This window comes from Micromonospora fiedleri (genome assembly GCF_016774385.1).
GTDB classification, from domain to species: Bacteria; Actinomycetota; Actinomycetes; order Mycobacteriales; family Micromonosporaceae; genus Micromonospora; species Micromonospora gifhornensis.
Window position 1 is genome coordinate 427,591 of the sequence record NZ_JAETXL010000004.1, and the last position, 26,866, is coordinate 454,456.

The window sequence follows — 26,866 nt, forward strand, 5'->3', positions numbered from 1 at the left end:
GTTTTTGTGCTGTGGATAACAGCTGTGGATAGCGGTCAACCTGTGGATAACTCTGTGGACCGGCGGCCGGCTCGGATCAGCTCCGGTCGGCCGCCGGGCCCGTCAGATGTCCAGGAAGCGGACGTCCTTGGCGTTGCGCTGGATGAACGAGCGGCGAGCCTCGACATCCTCACCCATCAGCACGCTGAACAACTCGTCGGCGGTGGCGGCGTCGTCCAGAGTGACCTGGCGCAGGGTACGGGTGGCCGGGTTCATCGTGGTCTCCCACAGCTCCGGGTAGTTCATCTCGCCGAGGCCCTTGAACCGCTGGATGTCGTCCGGCTTGGCGTTCGGCTTCTTCTGCTGGCGCAGCGCGATCAGCCCGTCGCGTTCCCGGTCGGAGTACGCGTACTGGGCGTCGTCGCCCTTCTTGTTCCACTTGATCTTGTAGAGCGGCGGGGCGGCGAGGTAGACGTGGCCCAGTTCGACGAGCGGGCGCATGAACCGGAACAGCAGGGTGAGCAGCAGCGTCTGGATGTGCTGACCGTCGACGTCGGCGTCGGCCATCAGCACCACCTTGTGGTAGCGCAGCTTCTCCATGTCGAAGTCGTCGTGGATGCCGGTGCCCAGCGCGGTGATCAGCGCCTGGACCTCGTTGTTCTTCAGCACCCGGTCGATGCGGGCCTTCTCCACGTTGAGGATCTTGCCGCGGATCGGCAGGATCGCCTGGGTACGCGGGTCACGCCCCTGCTTGGCCGAGCCGCCGGCCGAGTCGCCCTCGACGATGAAGACCTCGGATTCGCGCGGGTCGGTGGACTGGCAGTCGGCCAGCTTGCCGGGCATCGAGCCGGATTCCAGCAGCGACTTGCGGCGGGCCAGCTTGCGGGCCTGCTGGGCGGCGATGCGGGCGCGGGCGGCCTGGGACGCCTTGGTGATGATGATCTTCGCCTCGGCGGGGTTGCGGTCCAGCCAGTCGACCAGCCGGTCGTTGCAGACCCGCTGGACGAAGCTCTTGACCGGGGTGTTGCCGAGCTTGGTCTTGGTCTGACCCTCGAACTGGGGGTTGGTCAGCTTGACCGAGATGATCGCGGCGAGGCCCTCGCGGATGTCCTCGCCGGAGAGCTTCTCGTCGCCCTTGAGCAGCTTCTTGTCGGCGCCGTACCGGTTGACGACGCTGGTCAGCGCGGCGCGGAAGCCCTCCTCGTGGGTGCCGCCCTCGTGGGTGTTGATGTTGTTGGCGAAGGTGTAGACCGATTCGCCGTACGACTCGTTCCACTGCATGGCGATCTCGAGCGACATGCCCTCTTCCTCGGCACCGAACTCGATCACGGTCTTGTGCATCGGGCTCTTCGAGGCGTTGAGGTGCCGGACGAAGTCGGCGATGCCGCCGTCGTACTTGAAGGTGACCTCACGAACCTTGCCGTCCTCGCCCTCGGCGACCCGCTCGTCGAGCAGGTGGATGGTGAGGCCGCGGGTGAGGAAGGCCATCTCCTGGAGGCGCCGGTAGATGGTCTGGAAGTCGAAGTCGGTGGTCTCGAAGACGTCCGGGTCGGGCCAGAAGGAGACCGCCGAGCCGGTGCGGTCGGTCGGCTCGCCCTTGTCCAGCGCGCTCGGCTTGGAGTGGTCGTACTGCTGCCGCCAGACGAAGCCGTCCTTGTGGATCTCGACGGCCATCCTGGTGGAGAGCGCGTTCACCACGGAGACGCCGACGCCGTGCAGGCCGCCGGAGACGGCGTACGCCTTGCCGTCGAACTTGCCGCCCGCGTGCAGCACGGTCAACGCGACCTCGACACCCGGCTTCTTGAGCTTGGGGTGCAGGTCGACGGGGAAACCACGGCCGTTGTCGGTGACCCGGACGCCGCCGTCGGCGAGCAGCACCACGTCGATGGTGTCGCAGTGTCCGGCCAGGGCCTCGTCCACCGCGTTGTCGACGACCTCCCACACCAGGTGGTGCAGACCGCGTTCGCCGGTGGAGCCGATGTACATACCGGGCCGCTTGCGGACCGCCTCCAGCCCTTCGAGGACGGTGATCGACTCGGCCCCGTACTGCTGATTTTCCTGCGCTGCCACCCTCGGCCACTTTCTCGCACCCGAGCGTGCCGTCAGGCACGTCGAGCGCGGGTTCGGCGGACAGGGCGCGACGTCGGCACGCGGACCGGTACCTGGGACAATTTCCGAGTACGGGTCGAACGCGCCGGTCGCCGCGGTTGCCCGCGGATCGCGATCGGCTCGACCCGAGTCGGACAATGTTCGGGGGCCCGCACCGGGCCCACGAAGCGTCGCTCCGCACCGGGTCTTCGTCTCACACCAATCTTACTGTGCGCGGGCGATAGAACCACCACTCGGCACCCCTTCGCGGCGGCTCAGATTCACGTAGCGGGCCGAACCGCGCCGTCTGCGACTCCCCCTACACGCCAAGGCATGATCAGCCGATCTGCCGCGTGACGGCGATCCAGGCCGGGGGTCCGACGGTCGCCGAGAGTGAGCCGGTACCGTCCACGGCGGGCGTTTTCCGGCACACGGGTCAACGGTCGGCCTTGATCTTTTCCGGTCGGAACCGGACGATCGACCCGATCGACTCGACCTGTGCTTGTGGAGAGGTGGACAGCAGATGGGGCTGGACAACGTCGCGGTCCAGTGGCCGCGGACCGGCCGCTTCTACGACCCGGTCGCACCGGCCGAGTTCGTCGACTTCGGCGAAATCGTCGATGTGCCGGGGATCTCGGCCCCGACCGCTGCGCTCGCGGAGCTGATCGCGAAGACCGGCACCGTGCGGGCCACCGCGTACACCGAGGTGGTGGATCTGATCCTCGGTCTGGACGGGGTGCTCTACGCCACCGAGGCGGCGGCGGAGGACGAGGACCCGGTCATCGACCCGGACGGGTGCGCCTGGATCGCCAGCGGCATCGAGCGGTTCGTGGCCGCGCACCGGCCGCACGGTGAGGCGGTCAGTTTCGAGTCGGTCGGTGTGGTGCTTCGTTCGCTGTTGTCCGACGGCCGCCTGGCCGAGCAGCAGCTGCGCTGGCTGGACAGCCGGCTGGAGGCGTTGCGCGACGACAGCGGAGCCGCGCCGCAGTGGACCTTCACCTGTGCGGAGCTGAGTGTGGTGGCGGCCTTCTACCGGCGCTGTGCCGACCGGGGCTTCGCCGTGTACGCCGAGTCGGCGGCGCCGCGGCGGGCCGCCCAGTCGTAGTTCGGCGGTCCGGGTCAGCCGTAGGTGTCTCGGGGGCCTCGACCGCGTACGCGGCGGGGCCCTCGGGACCAGGACGGCGCGGCCGGGCCGTGGATGTGCAGTCTGCGGACGACGTTGTGGCCGATCTCACGGCCGATCTGTTGCAGCAGTGAGCCGGCGAGCAGCCGCAGTTGGGTCGCCCAGGCGGTGGAGCGGGCTTCCACGGTCAGTTCGCCGTTTTCCAACTTGACCGGGCGGCTGTGCTGGGCCACCTCCGGCCCGACGACCTTCTCCCAGGCACCGAAGACGGTCGCCTCGGCGGCGGGTTGTTGCCAGCCACGCGCCTTGACCAGCCGGTTGAGCACCGCGCCGAGGGGTTGCGGGTCGCGGGGGTCGGGTCCGGGGCCGGAGTAGCCGCGCAGTCGCCGTTCACCGCCGGTGCCGTCGGTCGGGCGGCGGGGTCGTGCGGTCGCGGCCCGTCTGGCCTTCGCCGCGTCGAGCACCGCGCGCGCCAGTTCCGGTCCGGTGACCCCGTCCGGTACGTCGGGGGTCTTCGCGTCGGCCGGGTTGCCGGACGCCGGACGTCGGGCTGCGGCCCGGTCGCCGCCGTTGCGGGGGTTCGTCGACTCATCCGGCACGTCGCACCGTTCCCTCCGACACCTCGTACCGGGCACCGCGGAGGGCGTCGGGTACATCGTCGGCGACCGCGCAGGTCACCAGGAGTTGGCTCGCCCCGCCGACCAGTTCGGCGAGTCGGTCGCGGCGGCCGGCGTCCAACTCGGCGAAGACGTCGTCGAGGACGAGGACGGGTTCGATGCCGTCGCAGCGGAGCAGGTCGTAGCCGGCGAGCCGGAGCGCGAGCGCGTACGACCAGGATTCGCCGTGGCTGGCGTACCCCTTGGCGGGTAGTGGGCCGAGGTTGAGGGTGAGATCGTCGCGGTGTGGGCCGACCAGCGTGGTGCCGCGTTCGATCTCGGCGGAGCGCTGCTCCTCCAGGGCGGTGGCGAGCACCTTGGCGAGGGTTTCCCGGTCGGTGGTCGGCTCGATCAGTTCGACCGACGGCCGGTAGGCGATTGCGGCCGCGCCGCGCCCGGCGGCCACCGCGTCGTACGCCTTGGCCACGTGTGGGGTGAGTGCGGCGACCAGTTCCAGCCGGCCGGCGAGCAGTTCGGCGCCGTGCCGGGCGAGGTGGGTGTCCCAGACGGCGAGCGTCGACAGGTCACCGCCGCGGGTGCCGCCGGTCTTGCGGGCCAGGTACGCGGTACGCAGCAGCGCGTTGCGTTGTTTGACCACCCGGTCGTAGTCGGCGCGTACGCCCGCGTAGCGGGGTTGGCGCAGCACCAGCAGGTCGTCGAGGTAGCGGCGGCGTTCGGCGGGGTCGCCTCGGACGAGTTCGAGGTCTTCCGGGGCGAAGAGCACCAGCCGTAGCGCGCCGAGCACGTCGCGGGCGCGGCGGGCCGGGGATCGGCCGAGTCGGGCCCGGTTGGCCTTGCCGGGCACGATCTCCAGCTCGACGAGCAGTTCCCGGCCCTCGTGTACGACCGCGCAGCGGATCACCGCTGCGGTGGCACCCATCCGCACCAGCGGGGCGTCGGTGGCGACCCGGTGCGAGTCCAGGGTCGCCACGTAGCCGAGCGCCTCGACCAGGTTGGTCTTGCCGACGCCGTTGGCGCCGATGAGGATGTTCGGCCCCGGTTCGAGGTCGACACCGACCCGCTCGTACGAGCGGAAGTCGACCAGTTCGAGCCGGCGGACGTACACGGGGGCCGGGTGCCGGTCAGCGCTTGCGGACGGCGTGGCCGCCGAACTGCTGGCGCAGCGCGGAGACGGCCTTCAGGGCCGGCGACTCGTCCTGGCGGGAGGCGAACCGGGCGTACAGCGAGGCGGTGATGACGTGCAGCGGTACGGCGAGGCGGACCGCCTCGTCGACCGTCCAGCGGCCTTCGCCGGTGTCCTCGGTGTAGTCGGTCAGCTGGGCCAGTTCCGGGTCCTCGTCGAGCGCACGGTCGAGCAGGTCCAGCAGCCAGGACCGTACGACGGTGCCTTCCCGCCAGGACTTGATCACGCCGGGCACGTTGGTGACCAGCTCGGAGGCGGTCATCAGCTCGTAGCCCTCGGCGTAGGCGTGCATCAGGCCGTACTCGATGCCGTTGTGCACCATCTTGGCGTAGTGGCCGGCGCCGACCGGGCCGGCGTGCACGAATCCGAAGTCGCCCTCGGGCTTGAGCGCCTCGAAGATCGGCATGAGCCGGTCGACGTGTTCCTGGGAGCCGCCGACCATCAGGCCGTAGCCGTTCTGCCGGCCCCAGACGCCCCCGGAGACACCCACGTCGACGTAGCCGATGCCGCGCTCGTTGAGCCGTTCGGCTCGCGGGGCGTCGTCGCTGAAGCGCGAGTTGCCGCCGTCGATGATGATGTCGCCTTCGCCGAGTACCTCGGCCAGTTCGTCGATGGTGGCGTCGGTGACGGCGGCGGGCACCATCACCCAGACCGCGCGGGGGGCCGCCAACTTCTCGGCCAGTTCCGACGCGTTCGCGACGTCACTCAGCTCCGCGTTGTGGTCAAGACCGACCACCTCGTGTCCGGCGGCGCGCAGTCGCTCGCGCATGTTGCCGCCCATCCGACCGAGGCCTACCAGGCCGAGCTGCATCTCGTCGTTACCTTTCGTGGGGTGCTGGTTCTCTGCGATCAGCGGGATACGCGGATCGGCATGATGAGGTACCGGTACCCACCGATGAGCTCGCCATCCTCGCCAGCTGGGGAAATGACCGCAGGCTTGAAGGCGTCGACGAACTGGAGCACGGCGAACTGCGCGCCGAGGTTTGCCAGCCCGTCGATGAGGTATTGCGGGTTGAAGCCGATGGTGAGTGGCTCGCCGGTGAAGGTGGCTTCCATCGCCTCGCTGGCCCGTGCCTCCTCGGTGCCGCCGGCCTCGACGACCAGCCCGTCGGCGCTGAAGCTGAGCAGCACGGGGGTGGTGCGTTCGGCGACCAGGGCGACGCGCTTGACGACCTCGATGAGGGTGCTGACCGGCACCCGGGCCTCGGCGTTGTGGCTGGCGGGGAAGAGCGAGCGCACCGGCGGGTAGTTGGCGCCGTCGAGCAGGCGGCTGGTGGTGCGTCGGGTGCCGCCGGAGAATCCGATCATGCCCTCACCGGCTGCGCCCTGGGACAGGGCCATGGTGACCTGGCCGCCGACCGGGCCGAGTGCCTTGGCGGTGTCGTTGAGGGTGCGGGCCGGCACCAGCGCGTTGATGCTGATCTCCGGGTCGTCCGGGTTCCACTCCATCTCGCGCAGGGCGAGGCGGTAGCGGTCGGTGGCGAGCATGGACAGGGTGCCACCGGACAGCTCGACGCGTACGCCGGTCATCATCGGCAGCGTCTCATCGCGGCTGGCCGCGACGGCGACCTGGGCGACGGCGGCGGCGAAGGCGGCGGCGTCGATCGTGCCGGCGCTCTCCGGCATCTCCGGCAGGGTCGGGTAGTCCTCCACCGGCATGGTGGGCAGGGTGAACCGCGCGCTGCCGCAGACCAGTTCGAGGTGCGCGCCGACTGCGGCGATGTCCACCGGCTTGCCGGGCAGTGCCTTGGTGATCTCGGCCAGCAGGCGACCGGAGACCAGCGCGGCGCCGTCGGCGTCGCCCTGCACCTCCACCGTCACCTGGCTGGAAACCTCGTAGTCGAAGCCGGACACCTGCAGGGTGCCGTCGGTGACACGGAGCATCACGCCGGCCAGCACCGGTACGGACGGCCGGTTGGGCAGGCTCTTAGCGGTCCAGGCCACGGCCTCGGCGAGCGCGTCGCGCTCCACTCGGAACTTCATCAATGCCTCCGCGTCGACGTCGACGTCGTCAACTCTCTCATGCCGGCCGCTGCCCACCGACCCGCCTGGCGTGCGGTACCCCTCGCACCTTAGGGCGCGTGGGTATCGGCTGTGCGTCCGACCCCGTGGATCGTGTCGGTGCTGACGACTGAGTTCGGCAGCAATCGAACGATCCACAGGAAGTCCAACGGTGATGATTGGTTTTCGTTCTTTCAGAAGAGATAACTCATCGTCTTCATCGCACCTGTGCAAACTGTGGAGAACCCTCGTCTGCCCAGGTCAGCGCGTTATCCACCGGTGGTTTTGCTGTGGAGAACCCGGGGTACAACTGGGCCCTCGGTCCACAGGCGGGTTCGGTGTCCCCAGTTGTCCACCGCTGTCCACTGGTTATCCACCGGTTATCCACCGACTTTCTCCCCAGCCCTGTGGATCGGGGTGGCCGTCGCGTCGCCGGTTTTCCCCAGAACCTTCAACAGCTTTCCCACAGGTGGGTCGTCCGCGGTGGACAGAGCGAACGGCTGTCCCCAGGCGTCCACAGGCGTCCACAACGTTGTCCCCAGCTTTTCTCCACAGCCTGTGGGTAACTGGCCATATGCAGTGCGTGGTTGTCCACAGCCTGTGGGTGACGAGCTGTGGACAACGAGTGGGAACCTGCGTGGTCACGGCCTCGATGCTGTGGTCTACACCTCGTCGAGAGTCAACCCGCCGGGCACCAGAAAGCCCGGCCGGGTGGTCCCAGCCGGGCTCGTACGGGCGCGTACGCCTCAGGTGTTCTGCTTGATCCGGTTGGTCAGCTCGGCGATCTGGTTGTAGAGCGAGCGCCGCTCGGCCATCTGCTGCCGGATCTTCCGGTCGGCGTGCATGACGGTGGTGTGGTCCCGGCCACCGAACGCCTGACCGATGCGGGGCAGCGACAGGTCGGTCAGCTCGCGACACAGGTACATGGCCACCTGACGGGCGTTGACGAGCACCCGGGAGCGGGAGTGGCCGCGCAGATCCTCCAGGCTGACGCCGAAGTAGTCGGCGGTGGAGACCATGATCTGGTCGGCGGTGATCTCCGGGCCGGTGCCGTCCGGGATGAAGTCCCGGAGCACCTCCTCGGCCAGCGACAGCTCGACGCTGGAGCGGGTCAGGCTGGCGAAGGCGGTGACCCTGATCAGGGCCCCCTCCAACTCCCGGATCGAGTTCGACACCCGGGAGGCGATGAACTCCAGCACGTCCGGTGGCGCGTACAGCCGCTCCTGCGCCGCCTTCTTCTGCAGGATCGCGATCCGGGTCTCCAAGTCGGGCGGCTGGATATCGGCCAGCAGGCCCCACTCGAAGCGGGTCCGCAGCCGGTCCTCCAGCGTGGCGAGCTGCTTCGGCGAGCGGTCGGAGGTGATCACGATCTGCTTGTTGGCGTTGTGCAGCGTGTTGAAGGTGTGGAAGAACTCCTCCTGGGTCCGCTCGCGGTTCTCCAGGAACTGGATGTCGTCGATCAGCAGGATGTCGACGTCGCGGTAGCGGCGCTGGAACGCACTCGTCTTGTCGTCCCGCAGCGAGTTGATGAAGTCGTTGGTGAACTCCTCGGTCGAGACGTACCGGACCGAGCGGGCGTTGCCCAGCGTGGTGGCGTAATGCCCGATGGCGTGCAGCAGGTGGGTCTTGCCCAGCCCGGAGCTGCCGTAGATGAACAGCGGGTTGTACGCCTTCGCCGGTGACTCGGCCACCGCGACGGAGGCGGCATGGGCGAACCGGTTGGACGAGCCGATGACGAACGTCTCGAACATGTACTTCGGGTTGAGCCGGTTGCCGCCGCTGTCCGCGCCGGCGGGCAGTCGCCGGTCGTCCCGGCTGCGATGGTCCGCGCCGCTGCGACCGGGACCGCTGTCGGTGCCCCCACCGTCGCCGGGCAGCGAGCGGATCACGTGCTGGTCGCGGGGGGAGACTCCCGGGTCGTCGCCGTACCGGCCGGCGAACCCGCGCGGGCCGGGGTTCGGCGGATCCAGCTGGCCGGCTTGGTCGGCGAAGCCGAGTCGCTGGGGTTGCCGCCGCGCTTCCCCACCCGAACGGCCGGGCTCGACGAACGCCGCGCCGAAGAGGGTCTCCTGACCGTCGGCCACGGGCGGGCCGGTACGCGGACCGCCGTCGGCGACGTGCGGAGTCTCCGGTACGGGTCGGTCGAACCGGTGGGGGTGGTGCTGCTCGGGAATGAGCGGAAGCTGCTGGCGGTCGTCGGTGGTCGCCCCCGACTCGGCCGGGCCTGCGTAATCGACCGGGCCGCCGTCGTGTACGGCCGGCCCGGATTCTGCGGCGCTGTGGTAGACGGTGCCCTCGGTACGGCCGTCCTCGGGTAGCCGAACGGTGACCGCTACCTGGATCGGTCGGCCGAGCCGACGGGTGAGCGCCTCGGTGATGGCCGGCCGCAGGCGCGACTCGATCACGTCTCGGGTGAAGGCGTCGGGCACGGAGAGCAGCACGGTGTCCTCGACGATGGCCCGTAACCGGGTCAACCGCAGGTACGCCCGCTGCTGTGCAGAGATGATCTCGTCGGCGAGTTCATCCGTGGTCGCCGTCCACACCGCGGCAAGGTCGGTCGTACCGGCCACCGTCGTGCCACCCCCTCGCCTCTGCTCCCGGATGCCGCCGTCCCCCCGGCCATCCGGAGGTCCAGTGCCGGGTAGGTGTGACCGGTAACCCACCCGTCGTCCCACCCGGTCGTTCTCCACAAGTTATCCACAGCCTGTGTGCCGACCGATTGTGGCCGCCTGCCGGGCATGGGTCGGACCTACCCCTGCCATGGCCGGGTGCTGAAGCGGGGTTCACCGTGCCGAACGATTCACCACCGTGTCCGGTCTTGCCCTGCCGGCGACATCCGGACCTGGAGACGCTGACCGCAATCGGGCACGGTAACAGCGTTGTCGCCGCATCATCAACCGTCGACGCGCCTGGTGCCTTGTCGGCATCAGTGAAATCCACCGCTTCGGTCGTACTTCACCGCAGGTAAACCGTACGGGTCGGTCGGTTTGACGGTGATTGCACCCCGACCTACGCTGGAGGGGCTGCTCTCACGCCCTCTGCTAGGGTGATGGGTGCTCGCTGCCTGTGGGGGCTCCCGGTGTTCTTGAGATGCCGCGGAGTGTGCGCTCGTCGCACCGTCCGGGCAGCACCGATCGAGGCCGCCAGCGCGGCGGCCTGGACCACCACGACCTCGGCGTTTGATGCCGTGGCCGTCCGACAACGGAGAGCCTGACGTGAGCAAGCGCACCTACCAGCCGAACAACCGCCGGCGCGCGAAGACCCACGGCTTCCGGCTGCGTATGCGCACCCGGGCCGGCCGCGCCATCCTTTCGACCCGTCGCGCCAAGGGTCGCGCCCGCCTGTCGGCCTGAGGCCGACCGGGCCCGCTCCCGGGGACTGGCAGTCGTGCTGACAGCCGCGCAGCGACTGCGGCGCAGCAACGACTTCGCCGCAGCGGTCCGCAGTGGCCGTCGGGCTGGTCGGGGCACGGTGGTCGTGCACCTGACAGTGCCGGACACAACCGGAGGCACCCCAGACGTAGCGCCGGAACCGGTGCGGGGCGGCACGGAGGAGAACTCCGCGCCGACGTCCCGTGCCGGTTTCGTGGTTTCCAAGGCCGTCGGGCCGGCAGTGGTCCGGAACAAGGTCCGCCGTCGGTTGCGGCATCTGGTCCGGGAGCGGCTGTCGGAGCTGCCGGCCGGAAGCACCCTCGTCGTACGGGCCCTGCCGGCTGCCGCCGAGGCCACGTACCAGCGGCTCGGTGCTGACCTGAGCGACGCGCTGCGGGCCGCTCGGACCAGCCGGGGACGGCGACGGTGAACACCGAACCGAAAGTGGGTCGTCCGGCTACCCTCGGTGCCCGGATGCTGGCCCTTCCTATTATCGCGTACCGTCGGTGGATAAGTCCGGCGCTGCCGGCCCGCTGTCGGTTCTACCCGTCGTGCAGTGCGTACGCCTTGGAGGCGGTAACCCGACATGGCGCGCTTCGGGGAGCCGGTCTGACGGTCCGGCGGCTGTCGCGCTGCCATCCATTCAATCCTGGTGGATACGACCCGGTGCCGGTGCCGGGCGACCGCCGAGCTGCCGACGTGACTGGAGCCTGAGTGTTTAGTCTCGACTGGATCTACTACGCGATCTCGTGGATCCTGCTGGCCTGGCATTCGGCCTGGGACGCCATCGGGGTCCCGGAGACCGCGGTCCTCGGTACCAACTGGTCGTGGATCCTCGCCATCATCTTCCTGGTGGTCACCGTCCGGGTGATCCTCTTCCCGATCTTCGTCAAGCAGATCAAGTCGCAGCGGGCGATGCAGGCGCTTCAGCCGCAGGTCAAGGCCCTGCAGGAGAAGCACAAGGGCGACCGGGAGACGCTCCAGAAAGAAATGATGGAGCTCTATCGGAAGGAAAAGGCCAACCCGTTGATGGGCTGCCTTCCGATGTTCCTCCAGATCCCGGTGTTCCTCGGCCTGTTCCACGTGCTGCGCCGCCTCAACCCGGACCCGGCGAAGAGCAACAAGGACATCTACGGCTGGTCGGTCGAGCAGTTCAACAGCGCCTCGGACGCGACGCTGTTCACCGCCCCGATCGCCAGCAAGTTCGGTTCGACCGCGGCGGAGCTGGCCCAGCTGGGTGCGAACGGCACCACCGTCAAGATCATGGCCGGCATCCTGGTGCTGGTGATGATGGGCACCACCTACCTCACCAGTCGCCAGATGATCCTCAAGACGGGCTGGGCGGAGGACCCGCAGCAGCGGATGATCCAGCGCCTGATGCTCTACGGCATCCCGCTGTCGCTGCTGATCTCCGGCGCGATCTTCCCGATCGGTGTGATCATCTACTGGGTCACCAACAACCTCTTCACTCTCGGCCAGCAGCAGTGGGTGCTGCGCAAGTTCCCCCCGCCGGTGACCGCCACCAGCAAGCCGGGCACCGGCGCTCAGCCGGCGAAGACCAGCGGCCTGTTCGGCCGTAGCAAGCCCGCGCCGGCACCGACCAAGCCGGCCACGCCGAAGGTCGCCGGCCCGAAGCCGGGTGCCAAGCCGGCCAACCCGAAGAAGGGCCGCCCCGCCAAGCGGCAGGGCTGAACCGTCCGGGCCGTCGCCGGGAAGCCGGCGACGGCCCCTCGCCTTGGCGTGCAGCCGCCGGAAGGTCGGCGCCGCAAGCGCGAAGCGCCGCGCAGGTCGCGGTGAACGGGCGAAACTGCCCTACAGACGTGCCCGTGGGCACCGGTGACGTCCCGCCGGCCCCGGGGAACCAGCGGACCGCAGGTCCGGCCGAGCGAGTACGGAGATGACACCGTGACCGACACCAGCATCCCCCGCGCCGACCAGTCCTTGGACGACGAGCCGACTGCGGCGGCTCCGGTCGACGGCGAGCCCGAGGAGACCGAGACTGCGCCGGCCAAGGGCGACGGCGACCTGTTCTGGCAGAGTGAGATCGCAGCCGACTACATCGAGGGGCTCCTCGACATCCTCGACTACGACGGCGACATCGACGAGTTGGTGTCGGGCGGTCGCCCTGTGGTCGAGGTGGTCGGTGGCCGCCTGCAGAACCTCGTCGGCCAGCGGGGTGCCACCCTCGAAGCCCTTCAGGAACTGGCCCGGCTCGCCGTGTTCCGGCAGACCGGCTCGCCGAGCCGGCTGCTGCTCGACGTGGGCGGCTACCGGGCCAGCCGGCGCAAGGAACTCGCGGCGGTGGCGCGTAACGCCGTCGAGAAGGTCAAGGAGCACGGCGAAGCGGTGCGGCTGGAGCCGATGTCCGCGTTCGAGCGCAAGTGCGTGCACGACGTGGTCAACGCGATCGACGGCGTGGAGAGCGAGTCCGAAGGTGTCGAGCCCAACCGGCGGATCGTCGTCCGCCCCGCGGACTGAGCGGGTGTACGGAGACGACTTCAGGGGTGGTATCCCGACCGGCCCGGGTGGTACGCCGCCCGGGCCGCCGGCTGTCCACCCCGACAGCCCCGATCCGGCCGTGGCACTGTTGCCGCCGGAGCTGGCCGAGGCGGCGGGGCGACTCTTCGGCGCCCGCCTCGACCTGGCTGCCGCGTACGCCGAACTGCTGGCCACCGACGGCGTGGTGCGCGGCCTGATCGGGCCGCGCGAGGCACCTCGGATCTGGGACCGGCACCTGCTGAACTGCGCGGTGGTGGGTGAGTTGATCCCGACCGACGCCACCGTGATCGACGTGGGATCCGGTGCCGGACTGCCCGGCCTGGTGCTCGCCATCGCCCGCCCCGACCTGCAGGTGACGCTGCTCGAACCGTTGGCACGCCGGACCGCCTTCCTGACCGAGGCGGTGGACGCACTGGGTCTGGAGGACTCGGTCCAGGTGCTGCGCGGGCGGGCCGAGGAGGTCGCGGCGGGACCCGATCCGGTACGGGGTGACGTGGTGACCGCCCGCGCGGTGGCACCGCTGGACCGGCTCGCCGCCTGGTGCCTGCCGCTGGCGGCGCCCGGCGGTCGGCTGCTGGCTCTCAAGGGCGCCTCGGCGGCCGACGAGATCGTCGAGCATGCGCCTGCGGTGCATCGCCTCGGCGGTGCGGAACCGGTGCTGCACCGCTGCGGTGAGCGCATCGTCGAACCGCCCACCGTCGTGGTGGAGATCGTGCGGGAACGTCTGGTGGGCCCGACCCCTCGGGGATCGGCCAAGAAGTCCCGAGGGGGCAAGTCCCGCCGCCGGTGAGGGTGCGCCTCACGTCTCTGTCCAAACAGTCACGGATGTGGGTGTTGCACCGGCGGGTTACGAACCCAACATGGACCGGCCACGCCCATGGGCCGTAGGCTGGCCGCGCGTCGATAGTGTGGAGCGGGCGGCGATGGATCTCCTCCGGGCCTGCCGCTCCTGCCGGGCGAGACCTCTGCGGGACAGCGCGAGCGGCCCGGTTGGCGGGTGCGGACCGACCATCCGAAGCGGGCAGGGATGACAGGTGCATGACGACGGTAGGTATGACGATCCACGCGTGACCGGGTCGGCGGGCGACCCTGTTTCACGTGAAACCGAATACCCGGGCTGGCGACCTTCCGAGGGCGCTCAGAACCCGCCGGCCGCTCGCGGAGAGGCCTCCGTACCGGACGCCCCGTGGCCTCGCAGCGGTGAGGTGGACCCGGGTGGCTCGGATTCGGGGGCTCGGCCGGGCAATGCCAGTCCCGAGGCACGCGTGATTCCGATCCGTCGAAACAGCTCGGCGTCGGCACGCTTCGAGCCGGCACCGCCGTACCAGCCGGTGCCGGATCCGCGGCCTGCGTCCGACACGCCCGCCGGGCCCTACGAGCCGGCAACCCCCGAGGCCGCGTACGTTTCACGTGAAACCCCGACGCGCGAAGAGGATGACCCACCGTTGGCTATGGAGGCGATGCGCGCCGTGCAGATCCTGAATCCCAGTGGCGAGGTGACCATGCCTCGGCCGGAGCGGACCCGGGTCATGTGTGTCGCCAACCAGAAGGGTGGCGTGGGTAAGACCACAACCACGGTGAACCTTGCAGTGGCGCTCGCCCTGCACGGCAACCGGGTGCTGGTGGTGGACCTCGACCCGCAGGGCAACGCCTCCACCGGGCTCAACGTGCCGCACCACACCGGCGTCCCGGATGTGTACGACTGCCTCATCAACAGCGTGCCGCTGGAAGAGGTGGCCCAGGCGGTCGAGGGCATCCCGAACCTCTGGTGCGTACCGGCCACGATCGACCTGGCCGGCGCCGAGATCGAGTTGGTCTCCGTGGTGGCCCGTGAGTCGCGACTGGCCCGCGCCATCGCGGCCTATCCCGGGCACTTCGACTACGTCTTCATCGACTGCCCGCCGTCGCTGGGCCTGCTGACGGTGAACGCGTTGGTGGCTGCCCAGGAGGTCCTCATCCCCATCCAGTGCGAGTACTACGCGCTGGAAGGGCTGAACCAGCTGATCAACAACATCAACCTGGTCCGCCAGCACCTCAACCCGCGGCTTGAGGTCTCCACGATCCTGCTCACCATGTACGACCGGCGTACCCGGCTCGCCGACGCGGTCGAGCAGGACGTGCGGAACCACTTCGGCGACAAGGTGCTCCAGGCGGTGATTCCGCGTAACGTCCGGGTCTCCGAGGCACCCAGCTACGGTCAGTCGGTGATGACCTACGATCCCGGATCGCGGGGGGCGACGAGCTACTTCGAAGCCGCCCAGGAGATCGCCGAGCGGGGCGTCAAGGAGCCGGTGAGCCGGAATGCGTAGTGCGGATGAGGCACTGGGAGGGGTGGCATGAAGAACCGTCCTAGGGGCGGTCTGGGACGGGGCCTGGGCGCGTTGATCCCGACCGGACCGGCACCGGATGCTGGTGCCGGCTCCGCCGCGATCCCGACCGCGCCGAGCGCGGCACCGGCCGTCGACGCGCCACCCACGGTGTCGGTGTCGGCGCCGGCGATCACGCCTGATCCGATCCTGAGCCCGGTGCCCGGCGCACGCTTCGCCGAGATTCCGGTCGACTCGATCGTGCCCAACCCGAAGCAGCCTCGGCAGGTCTTCGACGAGGAGGCGCTGGAGGAACTCAAGACCTCGATCCGAGAGGTCGGATTCCTCCAACCGATCGTGGTACGCCAACTCGACGACGAGAAGTTCGAACTCGTCATGGGCGAGCGACGCTGGCGAGCCGCCCAGGCGGTCGAACGGGAGACCATCCCGGCGATCGTCCGGGACACCCGTGACGACGCGATGCTCCGCGACGCGCTGCTGGAGAACATCCACCGGGCCAACCTGAACCCGCTGGAGGAGGCTGCGGCCTACCAGCAGCTGCTGGAGGAGTTCGGGGCGACCCACGAGGAGCTGGCCCGCCGGATCGGTCGCAGCCGGCCGCAGATCTCCAACACCATCAGACTGCTGAACCTGCCGGCTCAGGTGCAGCGGCGGGTCGCCGCCGGGGTGCTCTCGGCGGGACACGCGCGGGCGCTCTTGAGTCTGGAAGACCCGCAGGCCCAGGAGCAGCTTGCGCTGCGGATCGTGGCCGAAGGTCTGTCGGTACGAGCGACAGAAGAAATCGTCGCGCTCTCGCTGAGCGAAGGGACGGGCAAGAAGGAGACGGCGAAGCGCCGGGCCAAGCCGCACGCACCTGGCCTCAACGACCTCGCCGATCGGCTCTCCGACCGCTTCGACACCCGCGTCAAGGTTGACATCGGGCGGAGCAAGGGCAAGATCACGATCGAGTTCGCCACGGTGGACGACTTGGAGCGGATCGTCGACCTCATCGGAGTCAACCGGGAGCAGGCGGAGGGCTGACCACCCAACTTCAGCTTCCATTTGCAGCGGCCGCACGCTTCTTCGGAAGGTGCGGCCGTTTGCATTGGGTGCCTGCGTTTCACGTGAAACAGGGCTGCCGCCGATCCGGTAAGGCAGAGGCGCGCGGTCCCACCACCGAAGCGCGTTGATCAAGAAGTTTGCGTCTAGACGTGGCCGGATTCAGACGCAAACCTCTTGATCAACGCGGCGGGGGCGGGCGCGCGGAGGGCGAGTGGGATGGCGGTCGGTGCGGAACGCGGATGCCTGCCGGGGGTACGGGCGCGCCGGAGGGCACGGCGCGGGTCAAGCCCTCGCGCATCGTGTTCCAGCCCGACGCCCCAGGGCAAGCAGGTGCTAGAGAGTCAGGGCTTTCTGGTGGCGGTGCAGTTTCACCCGGGGGCCGTGGCCCGGTTTCAGAACCCGAACGAGGACGAGCAGGTGGCACCGGGCACCCAGATCACCATCGGATGCTTTCTGATGACGGCTACGCAACCCGGCCACCGCACCAACACTTCCCGCCTCCCAGCATGGCACCCGCGTCACGGCGTGCCCCCGTCGTGGCGTGCCCCCGTCGCCGCGCGCTCCCGACCCGGGTTCCGGGCTCGTTCCGCGCCCCGCATCCGATCCTCCTGGGCCTCGGTCTCAAATCCGCGCCCCGCATCCGCAACGACTGGACCCCGGTGTCGCACCCGTATCCGTTTCTCGCTGCGCTCAGCACCGCCCCCGCACCGCCCTCCGAACCATGGCGGGAATACCAGGGGAAGCAGCGGCGGTCCTGGTGTGGCAGTCGGATGCCTTCTCGTTGCCCTGCAAGCCCGGCCCTCTCTGTCTGAGGCTCCGCCCACCGGACGGGTCTGCGCCCTCTGAACGCCGCTGTGCCGTGGAGAGGCCCGAGGACGACCCGAGTTGGGGCGGATGATCCTGACGCCGCCGCGTCGCCTACAGAGGTCGTGAAGGCCTATGACGACGGGCGCCGCAGGGCCCAGGCGTCGTGGCCGGCCGGCGTTCAGCGTCTAGGAGGCAACTGCCGCCTGAACGACCGGGCACCAGCCCCGGCTTTGGCGCGGCTTCCAGGGCTGTCCGAGTGGATGCTCAAGCAGTCGCTCGTCCGGCTATCGTCGTCGCCCAAGATCCGACCGATGACGATCCTGAGGGGCGGGCTGGGCGGGCGGCGGTGAGGAGGGTCCCGCCTTGGCTGGGACACGGAGACGCCCAGAGTCCGCAACTGCCGAGTCGTTGGCCAGGCCTCGATGACAGCGACGTGTTGTGTGGCAGAGGGGAAGGTCAATCTGCCGACCTCACCCCTGGGCGGTGCTCGTCCTCGTGTTGACGCTTGTCCGACCCAGGCACTCGGATCAGCGTTCACCGGTGGTCGAAGTCTTCGAGCCGCAGAGCGGTTCCGAGATCGCTGGCACAGCGACGCCCGCGTTTTACGCGTCACCGAGCCGCGCTGAGCGTGGTTCAAAGGAGGCACGGTTTCACGTGAAACGTAGCCGCCTCGCCCGGCCGCACAGGCCCGATGTCCACAGCCCATCGAAGGTCCAAATGTTATCCACACCAGTTATCCACAGGCCGTCGTTGTTTCACGTGGAACACGGACTGAAATCCCTTGTCGAAGCAGGGCTCGCAGGTGTGGCCGGAGTATCGGGGAGCCTGTGGATATCCCTGGGGACAACCTCTGCTTCGGCCTGATCTTCGCCTGCTGAGGCGAACTCGATTCGGGTAGGGACAGCGGTGCCGGACTCGGTTAGGGTCAGCCTCGTGCCCGACACCCCTCCCTCAGTCCCGGACTTCACCCAGTGGCCGTCCTTTCCCTTCGAGGGTGACCTGCGGGTCAAACACCTCGACGACCCGGTCCCGGTCGAGCCGCCCCGCAAGGGCGAAGCGCACCGCGAATGCACCGCCTGTCAGGCGCCGGATGACGCCTACATCTGGGTTGGTGAGCGATGGCGCGTACGCGCGATGGATCGTCCCACCGGCCTGCCGATGGTTCTCATCCTGGAATCCCGGTCGCACCTGGATCTCGGCGACCTACCCAACCTGCTCGCCGCCGAGCTGGGCGTGATGACCGTACGACTGGAACGCGCCATCCGGTCGTTGGACGGGGTGGCCCGGGTCCACGTCAACCGCTGGGGTGACGGGTCGGCTCACCTGCACATGTGGTTCCTCGCCCGCCCGTACGGGCGGCTGCAGTTGCGGGGCACCTTCCTCTCCCTGTGGGATTCGATCCTGCCGCCGATCTCGGAGGAGAAGTGGCGGGAGAACCTGGCCCTGGTGGCCGCCTGGCTGGCCGAGTTCGGCGGACGTCCGCTCGCCGAGCCGCCCCGTATCCAGTGGCAGGCCCCGTCCAGCATCGCCGCGCAATCAGCGCCGGCCGAGAGCGAACCGACCGAGGGCGGCTCGCTGCTGGACGCGATCGGAGAGACGGCCGACCCACCGGATGCGCCGGGCGGCGTTCCTGCGGCCCCCGCCGACGAGGAGGCGCCATCCACGGCGCAGACCGCCCCGGACCCGGCCGAGCCGTCGACACCGCAGGGACGCAGCATTGACGAGCAGGAGGGCGACCACGCCGACGACCCCCCGGCACAGCAGGAAGAGCCGAGCGGCGAAGCGTCGGGCGTCCAAGCGTCGGGCATCGAGGGGTCGAGCGGCGAGGCCGCTGCGGCGCCTTCGCAGGCGAGCGAGGTAGCTGAGAAGCCGGGAGGGGTACCGCCTCAGGCGGTCACCGGCGGCTGACTGCGCGGGCGACCAGGGAGCCGATCACCCGTCCGAAGTCCAGTCCGGCGGCCTGCACCGCCAGCGGCAGCAGCGAGGTCTCGGTCATGCCCGGGGAGACGTTGACCTCCAGGACATGCGGCAGCCCGGCCGAGTCGACGATGAGGTCCACTCGGCTGAGGTCGCGTAGGCCGAGCGCCGTGTGGGCGGCGAGCGCGACCTCGCCCACCTTCTCGGCGACCGCCGGTTCGAGGCGTGCCGGGGTGTGCCAGGTGGTCCGGCCTGCGGTGTAGCGCGCCGCGTAGTCGTAGACGCCGTTGCGGGGCACGATCTCGACCGGCGGCAGCGCCTGGGGGCCGTCGCCTAGGTCGATGACGGAGACCGCGACGTCCATGCCGGAGACGTACCGTTCCACCAGCGCCGTCGGGTCGTACGCGAAACAACCGACCATGGCGGCCGGCAGTGCCGCCGCGTCCCGGACCACGGCGGCGCCGAGGCCCGAACCGCCCTGGGCAGGCTTCACCATCAGCGGCAGTCCCAGCCGGTCCACGATGCGATCCAGTACCGCCACCGCGCCCAGTTCGCTGAACCGGTCGTGCGGCAGCGCGACCCAGTCGGGAGTGGCGATGCCCGCTTCCCGAAGCACCGCCTTCGCCGACGGCTTGTCCCAGGCCAGCCGGGAGGCCCGCGCGTCACAGCCGACGTACGGTACGCCGCAGAGGTCGAGTACGCCACGCAGCGAGCCGTCCTCGCCGGTGGCGCCGTGCAGCGCGATCACCACGGCGTCCGGCGGGTCGGCGGCCAGCGCCGGCAGCAGAGCCACGTCGGCGTCGCGGAGCTCCGCCTCCACCCCGACCGACCGCAGCGCGTCGAGCACCCGGCGGCCCGAGCGCAGCGACACGTCCCGTTCGTACGACAGGCCACCGGCGAGCACGACCACGTGCAGGTCATCGGCGGTGGGACCGGAGACAGGCGTTTCTTCGGCAGCGGCAGAACCCATGCCGGGCATCATGCCAAGTCAGGACCGGGGGTGTCGGAGCCGGCCTGGCCGCGCCGGGTGCCCGGCCCGCCGACCGCACCGAACACCCGCCGCATGGCGATGTCCTGCTCCATCACGCCGGCCAGCCGACGCACCCCTTCCCGGATCCGCTCCGGCGGGGGGAAGGAGAAGTTGAGCCGGATGTTGCCGGCCCCGCTGCCGTCGGCGTAGAAGCCGGTGCCCGGCACGTAGGCGACCCGGGCGGCGATGGCCCGAGGCATCATCGCCTTCGAGTCGAGCCCTTCGGGCAGGGTCGCCCAGACGAAGAGACCGCCACCCGGGTTGGTCCACCTGGTCCCCGCCGGCATCAGATCCGCCAGCGCGGTGAGCATCGCGTCCCGCCGCTCCCGGTAGACCTCCCGGTAGACCTTCAGCTGCTCACGCCAGGGCATGGTGGTCAGGTACGTGCTGACGGCCGACTGCGCGTACGCGCTGGGGCAGAGGATCTGCGCCTCGCTGGCGATGACCAACTTGTCGCGTACGGCGTGCGGGGCGAGGATCCAGCCGACGCGCAGGCCGGGGGCGAACGTCTTGGAGAAGGTGCTGAGGTAGAAGACCCCGTGTCGGCGTCGGGCCCGCAGCGGAGCGGGTGCCTCCTTCTCGAAACCCAACTGGCCGTACGGGTCGTCCTCGACCACCAGCAGACCGGCGCGTTCGCAGATGTCCAGCACCCGTTCCCGGCGCTCCTCGGTCAGCGTCACACCGGCCGGATTCTGGTACGTCGGGATGGTGTAGAGGAACTTCACCCGCCGACCGGCCCGGGACTGCTCCGCGATGGCCGTCTCCAGCGCCTCCGGGATCAGGCCGTCCTCGTCCATCGGCACGTGCACGACCTGCGCCTGGGCGGCCTGGAAGACCCCGAGAGCACCGACGTAGGTCGGGCCCTCGGCGAGTACCACGTCACCCGGATCGAGGAAGAGTCGCGCCACCAGGTCGAGGGCCTGCTGCCCGCCGACGGTCACCACCACGTCGTCCGGTGACGCGCCGCAGGAGGCGTCGATGCCGGAGAGGGCCATCACCTCGCAGATCCGCTCGCGCAGCTCCAGGGTGCCCTGGCCGATGCCGTACTGAAGGGTGGTGGTCCCGTGCTCGCTGCTGAGCCGACCCAGCATCTCGCCCACCGCGTCCAGCGGCAGCGCGGCGATGTACGGTGCGCCACCGGCCAGAGAGACGACCTCCGGTCGGCTGGCGACCGCGAACAAGGCCCGGATCTCCGAGGCGGTCATCCCCCGCACCCGGCGGGCGTACCGATCGGTGTAGTCGTCGAGCGTTGTGCCGGTCATGACATCACCTCGATGCTGCGCGGACGGCTCCCGTCCCGGATTACCCGGGACACCGGCGACCATGGCGGCACGGCACGCCGAGTGCCGATCCTAGCCGCCGAACGACGCCGACGGCGTGTGTGATTCCGCGCCCGTCCACATACCGGACCGGTCGCTGACCGTCCTGAGGTGGGCGTTTGCGCGTCCTCTCCCGCGCCGCCGATCGGCGGCGTACGATCGCTCGTCGGGGCAGGAATGCGGCGGGTGGCGTCCGAGCCGGTCCCACTGCCGAGCCTAGTGTGGGGAAGCACGCGATGTCGCGACGACTGGTCAGTCTGACCCTGGACACCCTGGAGGACCTGCCCCGTCCGTGCCGGCAATGCGTCTACTGGGAGCTTGATCCGGTTTCCGCCGACCGCGCCTGCGCGGCCGGTGACCCCGGTCTCGAGAAGGAGGCGTGGGTCTCGCAGACCCTGCTGGAGTGGGGTTCCTGCGGCAAGCTGATCTACGTCGACGGCATGCCGGCCGGGTTCGTCATGTACGCCCCACCGGCGTACGTGCCCCGCTCGATGGCGTTCCCCACCTCCCCGGTCTCCGCGGACGCGGCGCTGCTGATGACGGCGAACGTGGTGCCGGCCTTCGCCGGCGGTGGGCTGGGCCGGATGCTGGTGCAGGGGGTCGCCCGTGACCTCACCAAGCGGGGGATCAAGGCGATCGAGGCGTTCGGCGACGCGAAGTTCGGTGACGCGGCCGACCCGGCGGGCGCCTGTGTCGCACCCGCCGACTTCTTCCTCTCGGTCGGCTTCAAGACCGTCCGGCCGCACCCCCGCTACCCCCGGCTGCGCCTGGAACTCCGGACGGCGTTGAGCTGGAAATCGGACGTCGAGTACGCGTTGGAGAAGCTGCTCGGCTCGATGAGCCCGGAGTCGCTGCTGCGTCCGGTGCGTCCCACCCCGGCCACCCGGTCCACCACCGGCTGAGCGCGCAGCGCGGTACGGCGTACGAGCGGTCGCTCAGTCGACCACGTTCCCGGCGGCGACGGCGGCCCGCAACTCGCTGACGTCAAGCGAACCGGTCGGCACGTCGCGTTCGTCCGGCAGGTACATCCGTTGCACCGCCGCCACGATGGCCTCGACGAGTTTGTCCCGGAACCGGGGCTCGATGAGTCTGCCGCGGTCCGTCGGTGAGGTGAGGTAGCCGACCTCGATGCGTACCGCCGGCATGCGGGTGAGCCTGAGCAGGTCCCACGCCTTGGCATGGGTACGACAGTCGCGGAGCCCGGTGCGCGCCACGATCTCCCGCTGGACCAGCCCGGCCAGTCGTTCCCCGGTTGCCGAGGTGACACCGTTGTCGGTGCCGTAGTGGTACGTCGCGACCCCTTCGGCAGCCGGATTGGCGTGCCCGTCGGTGTGCAGGGAGATGAACACGTCCGCGCCGAGCGAGTTCGCCAGGTGCGCCCGGTCGATGTCGGGCAGACACGTCTCCGGCGCCGGTCCCCGGGTGAGTTGCACCCGTACGCCTGATGCGGCGAGCCGACCCTCCAGCCGGCTGGCCAGGTCGTGCATCAGATCCGCCTCGGTCCACCGCAGCGGCCCGTCGGGTACGACCACACCGGGCTCGGTGCCACCGTGGCCCGGGTCGATGACCACCGTCCGGCCGACCAGGGTGGGACCGGACTGCCGGATGGCGTCGGACTCGCGCAGCCACTGCGGTCGACCGCCGACCACCTTGCGGCCGAGCCGGCGCAGCGCCCCCATGGTGTGCGGTCCACAGGTGCCGTCGGGGGTCAGCCCCACCTCACGCTGGAACTGGGCCACTGCCCGAGACGTTCGAATGCCGTAGATCGCGTCGGCTCGACCGGTGTCGTACCCCATCTCCAGGAGCCGTTCCTGCAACGACCGGACGTCTTCGCCGGTGAGCGGCACCGGCACCGCGTGGTAGAGGGTGCGGGCACCGAGTCGCCAACGGGCGGCGTCGAGCGCCCGCCACGTCTCGGCGCCGACGCGGCCGTCGACGCTGAGGCCGCGGGACTGCTGGAAGGCCCGTACCGCCCGCTCGGTGGCGGTGTCGAACTCGTCGTCGTACGGGCCGGTGGCCTTCGAGAGGAGGTCCAGGCTGGTCAGTACCGCACGGATCTCGGCTACCGCAGGTCCGCGGTCACCGGAACGGATCGGACGCACGCACGCCCCCTCTGTACGGTCGGTGGCTGACCAGGCCCGTCGGCGGCACGTGCACCGCGGACGAGGACCAGGTGGTCACCGGCGTCCGGCGGCCCCCGGTTCGAGGTTATGCGCTGGCGATCCGCAGGGTTGGAAAACGCCTCGACCCCGTGCCAGCAAGCCGGACACGGGGTCGAAATGGCGGTGCTGCGAGGCTCAGAGAGCCGACTGGATCAGCTTGACCAACTCACCCTTGGGCTTGGCGCCCGCGATCGACTGCACCGGCTCGCCGTTGACGAACACGGTGAGGGTCGGTACCGACATCACCCGGTAGGCGCGGGCCGTCTCCGGGTTCTCGTCGATGTTGAGCTTGACGATGCTCACCTGGTCACCCATCTCGCCGGCGATCTCCTCCAGCAGCGGTGACACCTTGCGGCACGGTCCGCACCATTCAGCCCAGAAATCCACCAGAACCGGCTTGTCGGACTTGAGTACGTCGACGGCGAAACTAGCGTCGGTGACCGACTTGGTTGCTCCCACTGTTTGGTCCCTCCTGCATCGGTGTGTCTCGTTCAGTCCGTTGCCAGCGTGGCGATGAAGCGTTCCGCGTCGAGTGCGGCGGCACAGCCGGTGCCGGCGGCGGTGATGGCCTGCCGGTAGGTGTGGTCGACCAGGTCACCGGCGGCGAACACACCGGGGATGCTGGTCCGGGTGCTGGGGGCCTCGACCTTCACGTACCCCTCGTCGTCGAGCTCCACCTGCCCGCGGAACAGCTCGCTGCGCGGGTCGTGGCCGATCGCCACGAAGACGCCGGTGACGTCGAGCACCTTGGTCTCGCCGGTGTGCACGTTGCGGATCCGCGCCCCGGAGACCTTGCCGTCCGCGCCGAGGATCTCCTCCACCACGGAGTTCCACTCGACCTTGATCTTGTCGTTGCCCAGCGCCCGCTCGGCCATGATCTTGCTCGCCCGGAACGAGTCCCGACGATGGATGATGGTCACCGACTCGGCGAAGCGGGTCAGGAAGCTGGCCTCCTCCATCGCCGAGTCACCGCCACCGACGACCACGATGTGGTGGTTGCGGAAGAAGAAGCCGTCGCAGGTGGCGCAGGAGGAGACGCCGTGGCCCAGGTACTCCTGCTCACCCGGTACGCCCAGCGGACGCCACGCGGAGCCGGTGGCGAGGATGACGGCCCTGGCCCGGTAGGCGGTCTCGCCGACCCAGACGGTGCTGTACGCGTCGGGGCGGGCGGTATCGGTCAGCTCGACCCGGGTGACGTCATCGGTCAGGAACTCCGCGCCGAACCGCTCGGCCTGCTTGCGCATGTTGTCCATCAGCTCGGGGCCGAGGATGCCGTCGGCGAAGCCGGGGAAGTTCTCCACCTCGGTGGTGGTCATCAGCGCGCCGCCGGACTGTACGCCTTCGATGATCAGGGGCTTGAGGTTGGCGCGGGCCGCGTAGACCGCCGCGGTGTAACCGGCCGGCCCGGAGCCGATGATGATCAGGTTGCGGACCTCGTCCACTGCCGTCTCCCAATCGTGTTGACTTGTCGACATCGGTGAAACGCCGATGCCGAACCGAGTGCCGACGCGGCGGCAACTGACTTCCAGAACATCATCGTAGGAACCGGGGATTCCCGAGCCGGTCATCCGGTGGGTCAGGTCACGTGGACGGCCAAACGTCCAGCGCCTGACGACTCACCCTACCCGCGTACGGTAGCGGCTGTCCGAGCCGGATCCGGGGATACCACATTCAGGGCCGCTGACCCATGCCCAGCGGGTGCCGGCGGCGTCGGTGAAGCGCACCACCAGCGCCGGGTGTCCCTGGAAACGGGCGTACTCGATGTCCTCGAAGACCAGTGGCTGCGCGCCGTGTTCGGTGCCGATGTCCGCGAGGCAGGCGGTCAGCGCCACCTGGTCGTCGAGCCGGGCCAGGTCCGCGGGGCCGGCCATCCGCTCGACGTCGACACCGGCATCAGGTGTCTCGGTGCTGGAGTAGGCGCTGATCTTGGCTTCCGGCTCCGTCGCCAGTTCCTGCGGGGTGTAGTCCCGCCCGGTGTGCCGCTGCGGGGTGCCTTGTGTGACCGGGAGCCGCTGGGGCGAGGCGCCGGCCGCGGCCTGCTCGGGACCGTCCTGGCCTTCCTGCACCTGCCGGCTGGTCATCGGATCGCTCAGCGCGGTGCCCGCTGTCGTGTCGCCGCCCTGATTCGGCCGGACCAGTTGCAGGGTCCCCAACCCGACGACCAGCGCGGCGGCGAGGGCGACCGGCCCCGCGACGCGGGCCCAACGACGACTCCGCCGACCAGGCCGAGTGGCGTTCCGGTCGGGACCGGACGGCGGTGCGGCATGCGGACGGCGGCCACCGAGCGGCTGCGCCGGAACCCGGGACGGTCGCCCGGTGGAAGCCCGATCGTCGCTGTGGTCCGAAGCCGTCGCCGGGATGTCCGAATCCAGATCGGTGTCGTCGCTGTCGGGCAGGACGTCGGAAAGGTCAGCGGTGTCGAGTGCGGCGCGGATCCGGTCGGCGACCTCGGGCGGCATCTCCACCGCGGAGCCGCCCCAGCCGAGCAGATCGGTACGCACCTCGGCGACGGCCGGGGCGAGCAGCGCGTGCGCCTGCGCCCAGGACGGATCCTGGGCGATCAACCGGGCGACCTCGGCCTGCTCCGGGGTGCCCTCCAGGGCACCGCCGAGGTAGTCGGCGAGCAGGTCGTGGTCGACCTCGCTGAACTCCCCGGCTGTCACGTTTCCTCCTGGTTGACGTCCGGCCTCCAGGACCGTCCCGACCCCGATCGGACGTCCCGCCGGGCGCCCGGGTTCCCTGGGGTGACCGCCGGCACTTCCGAAGGCGCCTCGTCACTCCCGGTCCGCAAGTGACCGAGCAGCACGGCTAGCCGGGCTCGACCCCGGGCACACCGGCTCTTGACCGTCCCTTCGGCCACGCCGAGGATCCGGGCTACCTCGGCGACCGGGTAGCCCTGCACGTCCACCAGCACCAGCGCGGCCCGCTGCTCGATCGGCAGAGTGGCCAGGGCCTGCCGGATGACGAGCGCGGTGTCGTGGTCGCGTACCGGTGCGGCGGGCTCGACCCCGCCGGTGCCGTGACCGTCGCTCGGCTCCCGAACCCCGTCGGGCAGTGGCACGGTGGGATGGGCCTGGCGTCGGCGGATCCGGTCGAGGCAGGCGTTCACCACGATCCGGTGCAGCCAGGTGGTGACGGCCGCGTCGCCACGGAACCGGGCGGCAGCGCGGTGCGCCGACAACATGGCGTCCTGGAGGGCGTCGGCGGCCTCCTCGCGGTCGCCGAGCGTACGCAAAGCAACCGCCCAGAGCCGGTCCCGGTGCCGCTGGAACAGCTCACCGAAGGCATGCCGGTCACCGGCCACGTGGGCGTGCAGCAGGTCGAGGTCACTGCCCGTCTCGCTCACCGCTGCTCCACCCGTCCGGCCGGAACCGGCGTCACCCGTCGCTGCCTCCATTGTCA

The 26,866-nt window shown here is 69.8% G+C and carries 24 protein-coding genes; 11 read left to right on the plus strand and 13 right to left on the minus strand.

What is annotated here, in order from left to right; genetic code table 11:
• Positions 1-102 precede the first annotated feature (102 nt).
• Complete coding sequence (gene gyrB, locus JMF97_RS12965) at positions 103-2,049, minus strand: DNA topoisomerase (ATP-hydrolyzing) subunit B (RefSeq protein WP_203221792.1); 1,947 nt, start codon at positions 2,047-2,049, stop codon at positions 103-105.
• A 541-nt stretch (positions 2,050-2,590) separates the two neighbouring features.
• Here gyrB and JMF97_RS12970 point away from each other — a divergent pair.
• Positions 2,591-3,172: a hypothetical protein gene (locus JMF97_RS12970; RefSeq protein WP_013736612.1), complete on the plus strand. Its 582-nt coding sequence runs from the start codon at positions 2,591-2,593 to the stop codon at positions 3,170-3,172.
• A 14-nt stretch (positions 3,173-3,186) separates the two neighbouring features.
• Here the strand turns inward: JMF97_RS12970 and JMF97_RS12975 are convergent, their stop codons facing one another.
• The 5 genes from JMF97_RS12975 to dnaA form a co-directional block, all read right to left on the minus strand.
• Positions 3,187-3,789 carry a DciA family protein gene (locus JMF97_RS12975; RefSeq protein WP_203221793.1) on the minus strand — a complete coding sequence of 201 codons (603 nt, stop codon included), beginning with the start codon at positions 3,787-3,789 and terminating at the stop codon, positions 3,187-3,189.
• Entirely contained in the window at positions 3,779-4,912 is a 1,134-nt protein-coding gene (recF, locus tag JMF97_RS12980) for a DNA replication/repair protein RecF (RefSeq protein ID WP_203221794.1), read from the minus strand. The genes JMF97_RS12975 and recF overlap by 11 nt, the downstream gene beginning before the upstream one ends.
• Positions 4,913-4,928: 16 nt before the next feature.
• The gene (gene gnd, locus JMF97_RS12985; RefSeq protein ID WP_013736609.1) at positions 4,929-5,801 is read right to left on the minus strand and encodes a phosphogluconate dehydrogenase (NAD(+)-dependent, decarboxylating); all 873 of its coding nucleotides are present in this window, start codon (positions 5,799-5,801) and stop codon (positions 4,929-4,931) included.
• A 38-nt stretch (positions 5,802-5,839) separates the two neighbouring features.
• Complete coding sequence (dnaN, locus tag JMF97_RS12990) at positions 5,840-6,973, minus strand: DNA polymerase III subunit beta (protein WP_043722439.1); 1,134 nt, start codon at positions 6,971-6,973, stop codon at positions 5,840-5,842.
• Positions 6,974-7,737: 764 nt separating this feature from the next.
• Positions 7,738-9,561, minus strand: coding sequence for a chromosomal replication initiator protein DnaA (gene dnaA, locus JMF97_RS12995; RefSeq protein WP_203221795.1), 1,824 nt, complete (start codon positions 9,559-9,561; stop codon positions 7,738-7,740).
• Between the two features lie 645 nt (positions 9,562-10,206).
• Here dnaA and rpmH point away from each other — a divergent pair.
• From rpmH to JMF97_RS13040, 9 genes are all read left to right on the plus strand, one after another.
• Positions 10,207-10,344: a 50S ribosomal protein L34 gene (gene rpmH, locus JMF97_RS13000; RefSeq protein ID WP_007073824.1), complete on the plus strand. Its 138-nt coding sequence runs from the start codon at positions 10,207-10,209 to the stop codon at positions 10,342-10,344.
• Between the two features lie 34 nt (positions 10,345-10,378).
• The gene (rnpA, locus tag JMF97_RS13005; protein WP_203221796.1) at positions 10,379-10,792 is read left to right on the plus strand and encodes a ribonuclease P protein component; all 414 of its coding nucleotides are present in this window, start codon (positions 10,379-10,381) and stop codon (positions 10,790-10,792) included.
• 44 nt (positions 10,793-10,836) lie between these two features.
• A complete protein-coding gene (gene yidD / locus JMF97_RS13010) occupies positions 10,837-11,076 on the plus strand; it encodes a membrane protein insertion efficiency factor YidD (protein ID WP_204292969.1) in 240 nt (79 codons plus the stop codon).
• Complete coding sequence (yidC, locus tag JMF97_RS13015) at positions 11,077-12,054, plus strand: membrane protein insertase YidC (RefSeq protein WP_203221798.1); 978 nt, start codon at positions 11,077-11,079, stop codon at positions 12,052-12,054. It abuts the gene before it with no gap.
• A 213-nt stretch (positions 12,055-12,267) separates the two neighbouring features.
• Positions 12,268-12,840, plus strand: a complete 573-nt coding sequence (locus tag JMF97_RS13020; RefSeq protein ID WP_203221799.1) for a Jag family protein — start codon at positions 12,268-12,270, stop codon at positions 12,838-12,840.
• A 100-nt stretch (positions 12,841-12,940) separates the two neighbouring features.
• A complete protein-coding gene (gene rsmG / locus JMF97_RS13025) occupies positions 12,941-13,651 on the plus strand; it encodes a 16S rRNA (guanine(527)-N(7))-methyltransferase RsmG (protein ID WP_203221800.1) in 711 nt (236 codons plus the stop codon).
• Positions 13,652-14,126: 475 nt separating this feature from the next.
• Positions 14,127-15,170 (plus strand): ParA family protein, encoded by a 1,044-nt coding sequence (locus tag JMF97_RS31780; RefSeq protein ID WP_412101273.1) that lies wholly within the window; start codon positions 14,127-14,129, stop codon positions 15,168-15,170.
• Positions 15,171-15,197: 27 nt separating this feature from the next.
• Positions 15,198-16,208, plus strand: a complete 1,011-nt coding sequence (locus JMF97_RS13035) for a ParB/RepB/Spo0J family partition protein (protein ID WP_203221801.1) — start codon at positions 15,198-15,200, stop codon at positions 16,206-16,208.
• Positions 16,209-17,969: 1,761 nt separating this feature from the next.
• Complete coding sequence (locus JMF97_RS13040) at positions 17,970-18,944, plus strand: hypothetical protein (protein WP_203221802.1); 975 nt, start codon at positions 17,970-17,972, stop codon at positions 18,942-18,944.
• Here the strand turns inward: JMF97_RS13040 and JMF97_RS13045 are convergent.
• Both JMF97_RS13045 and JMF97_RS13050 read right to left on the minus strand, forming a co-directional pair.
• Positions 18,931-19,923, minus strand: coding sequence for a D-alanine--D-alanine ligase family protein (locus tag JMF97_RS13045; RefSeq protein ID WP_203221803.1), 993 nt, complete (start codon positions 19,921-19,923; stop codon positions 18,931-18,933). The two genes, JMF97_RS13040 and JMF97_RS13045, sit on opposite strands and share 14 nt — an antisense overlap.
• Positions 19,924-19,931: 8 nt before the next feature.
• Entirely contained in the window at positions 19,932-21,245 is a 1,314-nt protein-coding gene (locus tag JMF97_RS13050) for an aminotransferase-like domain-containing protein (protein ID WP_203221804.1), read from the minus strand.
• Between the two features lie 293 nt (positions 21,246-21,538).
• On the opposite strand from JMF97_RS13050, the gene JMF97_RS13055 reads away from it, so the two are divergent.
• Positions 21,539-22,204 (plus strand): GNAT family N-acetyltransferase, encoded by a 666-nt coding sequence (locus JMF97_RS13055; protein ID WP_013736595.1) that lies wholly within the window; start codon positions 21,539-21,541, stop codon positions 22,202-22,204.
• 33 nt (positions 22,205-22,237) lie between these two features.
• On the opposite strand, the gene JMF97_RS13060 is transcribed toward JMF97_RS13055, so the two are convergent.
• The 5 genes from JMF97_RS13060 to sigM all read right to left on the minus strand — a co-directional run bounded on the left by JMF97_RS13060 (position 22,238) and on the right by sigM (position 26,861).
• Positions 22,238-23,404 (minus strand): N-acetylmuramoyl-L-alanine amidase, encoded by a 1,167-nt coding sequence (locus JMF97_RS13060; protein ID WP_013736594.1) that lies wholly within the window; start codon positions 23,402-23,404, stop codon positions 22,238-22,240.
• Positions 23,405-23,599: 195 nt separating this feature from the next.
• On the minus strand, positions 23,600-23,923 hold the full coding sequence (gene trxA / locus JMF97_RS13065) for a thioredoxin (protein WP_203221805.1): 324 nt from the start codon (positions 23,921-23,923) through the stop codon (positions 23,600-23,602).
• A gap of 32 nt (positions 23,924-23,955) precedes the next feature.
• Positions 23,956-24,906: a thioredoxin-disulfide reductase gene (gene trxB / locus JMF97_RS13070; RefSeq protein ID WP_203221806.1), complete on the minus strand. Its 951-nt coding sequence runs from the start codon at positions 24,904-24,906 to the stop codon at positions 23,956-23,958.
• Between the two features lie 174 nt (positions 24,907-25,080).
• Complete coding sequence (locus tag JMF97_RS13075) at positions 25,081-26,127, minus strand: RsmA family anti-sigma factor (protein ID WP_203221807.1); 1,047 nt, start codon at positions 26,125-26,127, stop codon at positions 25,081-25,083.
• The gene (sigM, locus tag JMF97_RS13080) at positions 26,124-26,861 is read right to left on the minus strand and encodes an RNA polymerase sigma factor SigM (RefSeq protein WP_412101272.1); all 738 of its coding nucleotides are present in this window, start codon (positions 26,859-26,861) and stop codon (positions 26,124-26,126) included. The genes JMF97_RS13075 and sigM overlap by 4 nt, the downstream gene beginning before the upstream one ends.
• Positions 26,862-26,866: the final 5 nt, after the last annotated feature.

What these genes read in the sequence shown, in the direction of transcription:
- JMF97_RS12970 (WP_013736612.1), top strand. Translation starts at nt 2,591, where the DNA reads ATGGGGCTGGACAACGTCGCGGTCCAGTGGCCGCGGACCGGCCGCTTC.
- gnd (WP_013736609.1), bottom strand. Translation starts at nt 5,801, where the DNA reads ATGCAGCTCGGCCTGGTAGGCCTCGGTCGGATGGGCGGCAACATGCGC.
- dnaN (WP_043722439.1), bottom strand. Translation starts at nt 6,973, where the DNA reads ATGAAGTTCCGAGTGGAGCGCGACGCGCTCGCCGAGGCCGTGGCCTGG.
- yidD (WP_204292969.1), top strand. Translation starts at nt 10,837, where the DNA reads ATGCTGGCCCTTCCTATTATCGCGTACCGTCGGTGGATAAGTCCGGCG.
- JMF97_RS13035 (WP_203221801.1), top strand. Translation starts at nt 15,198, where the DNA reads ATGAAGAACCGTCCTAGGGGCGGTCTGGGACGGGGCCTGGGCGCGTTG.
- JMF97_RS13045 (WP_203221803.1), bottom strand. Translation starts at nt 19,923, where the DNA reads ATGGGTTCTGCCGCTGCCGAAGAAACGCCTGTCTCCGGTCCCACCGCC.
- JMF97_RS13050 (WP_203221804.1), bottom strand. Translation starts at nt 21,245, where the DNA reads ATGACCGGCACAACGCTCGACGACTACACCGATCGGTACGCCCGCCGG.
- JMF97_RS13055 (WP_013736595.1), top strand. Translation starts at nt 21,539, where the DNA reads ATGTCGCGACGACTGGTCAGTCTGACCCTGGACACCCTGGAGGACCTG.
- sigM (WP_412101272.1), bottom strand. Translation starts at nt 26,861, where the DNA reads ATGGAGGCAGCGACGGGTGACGCCGGTTCCGGCCGGACGGGTGGAGCA.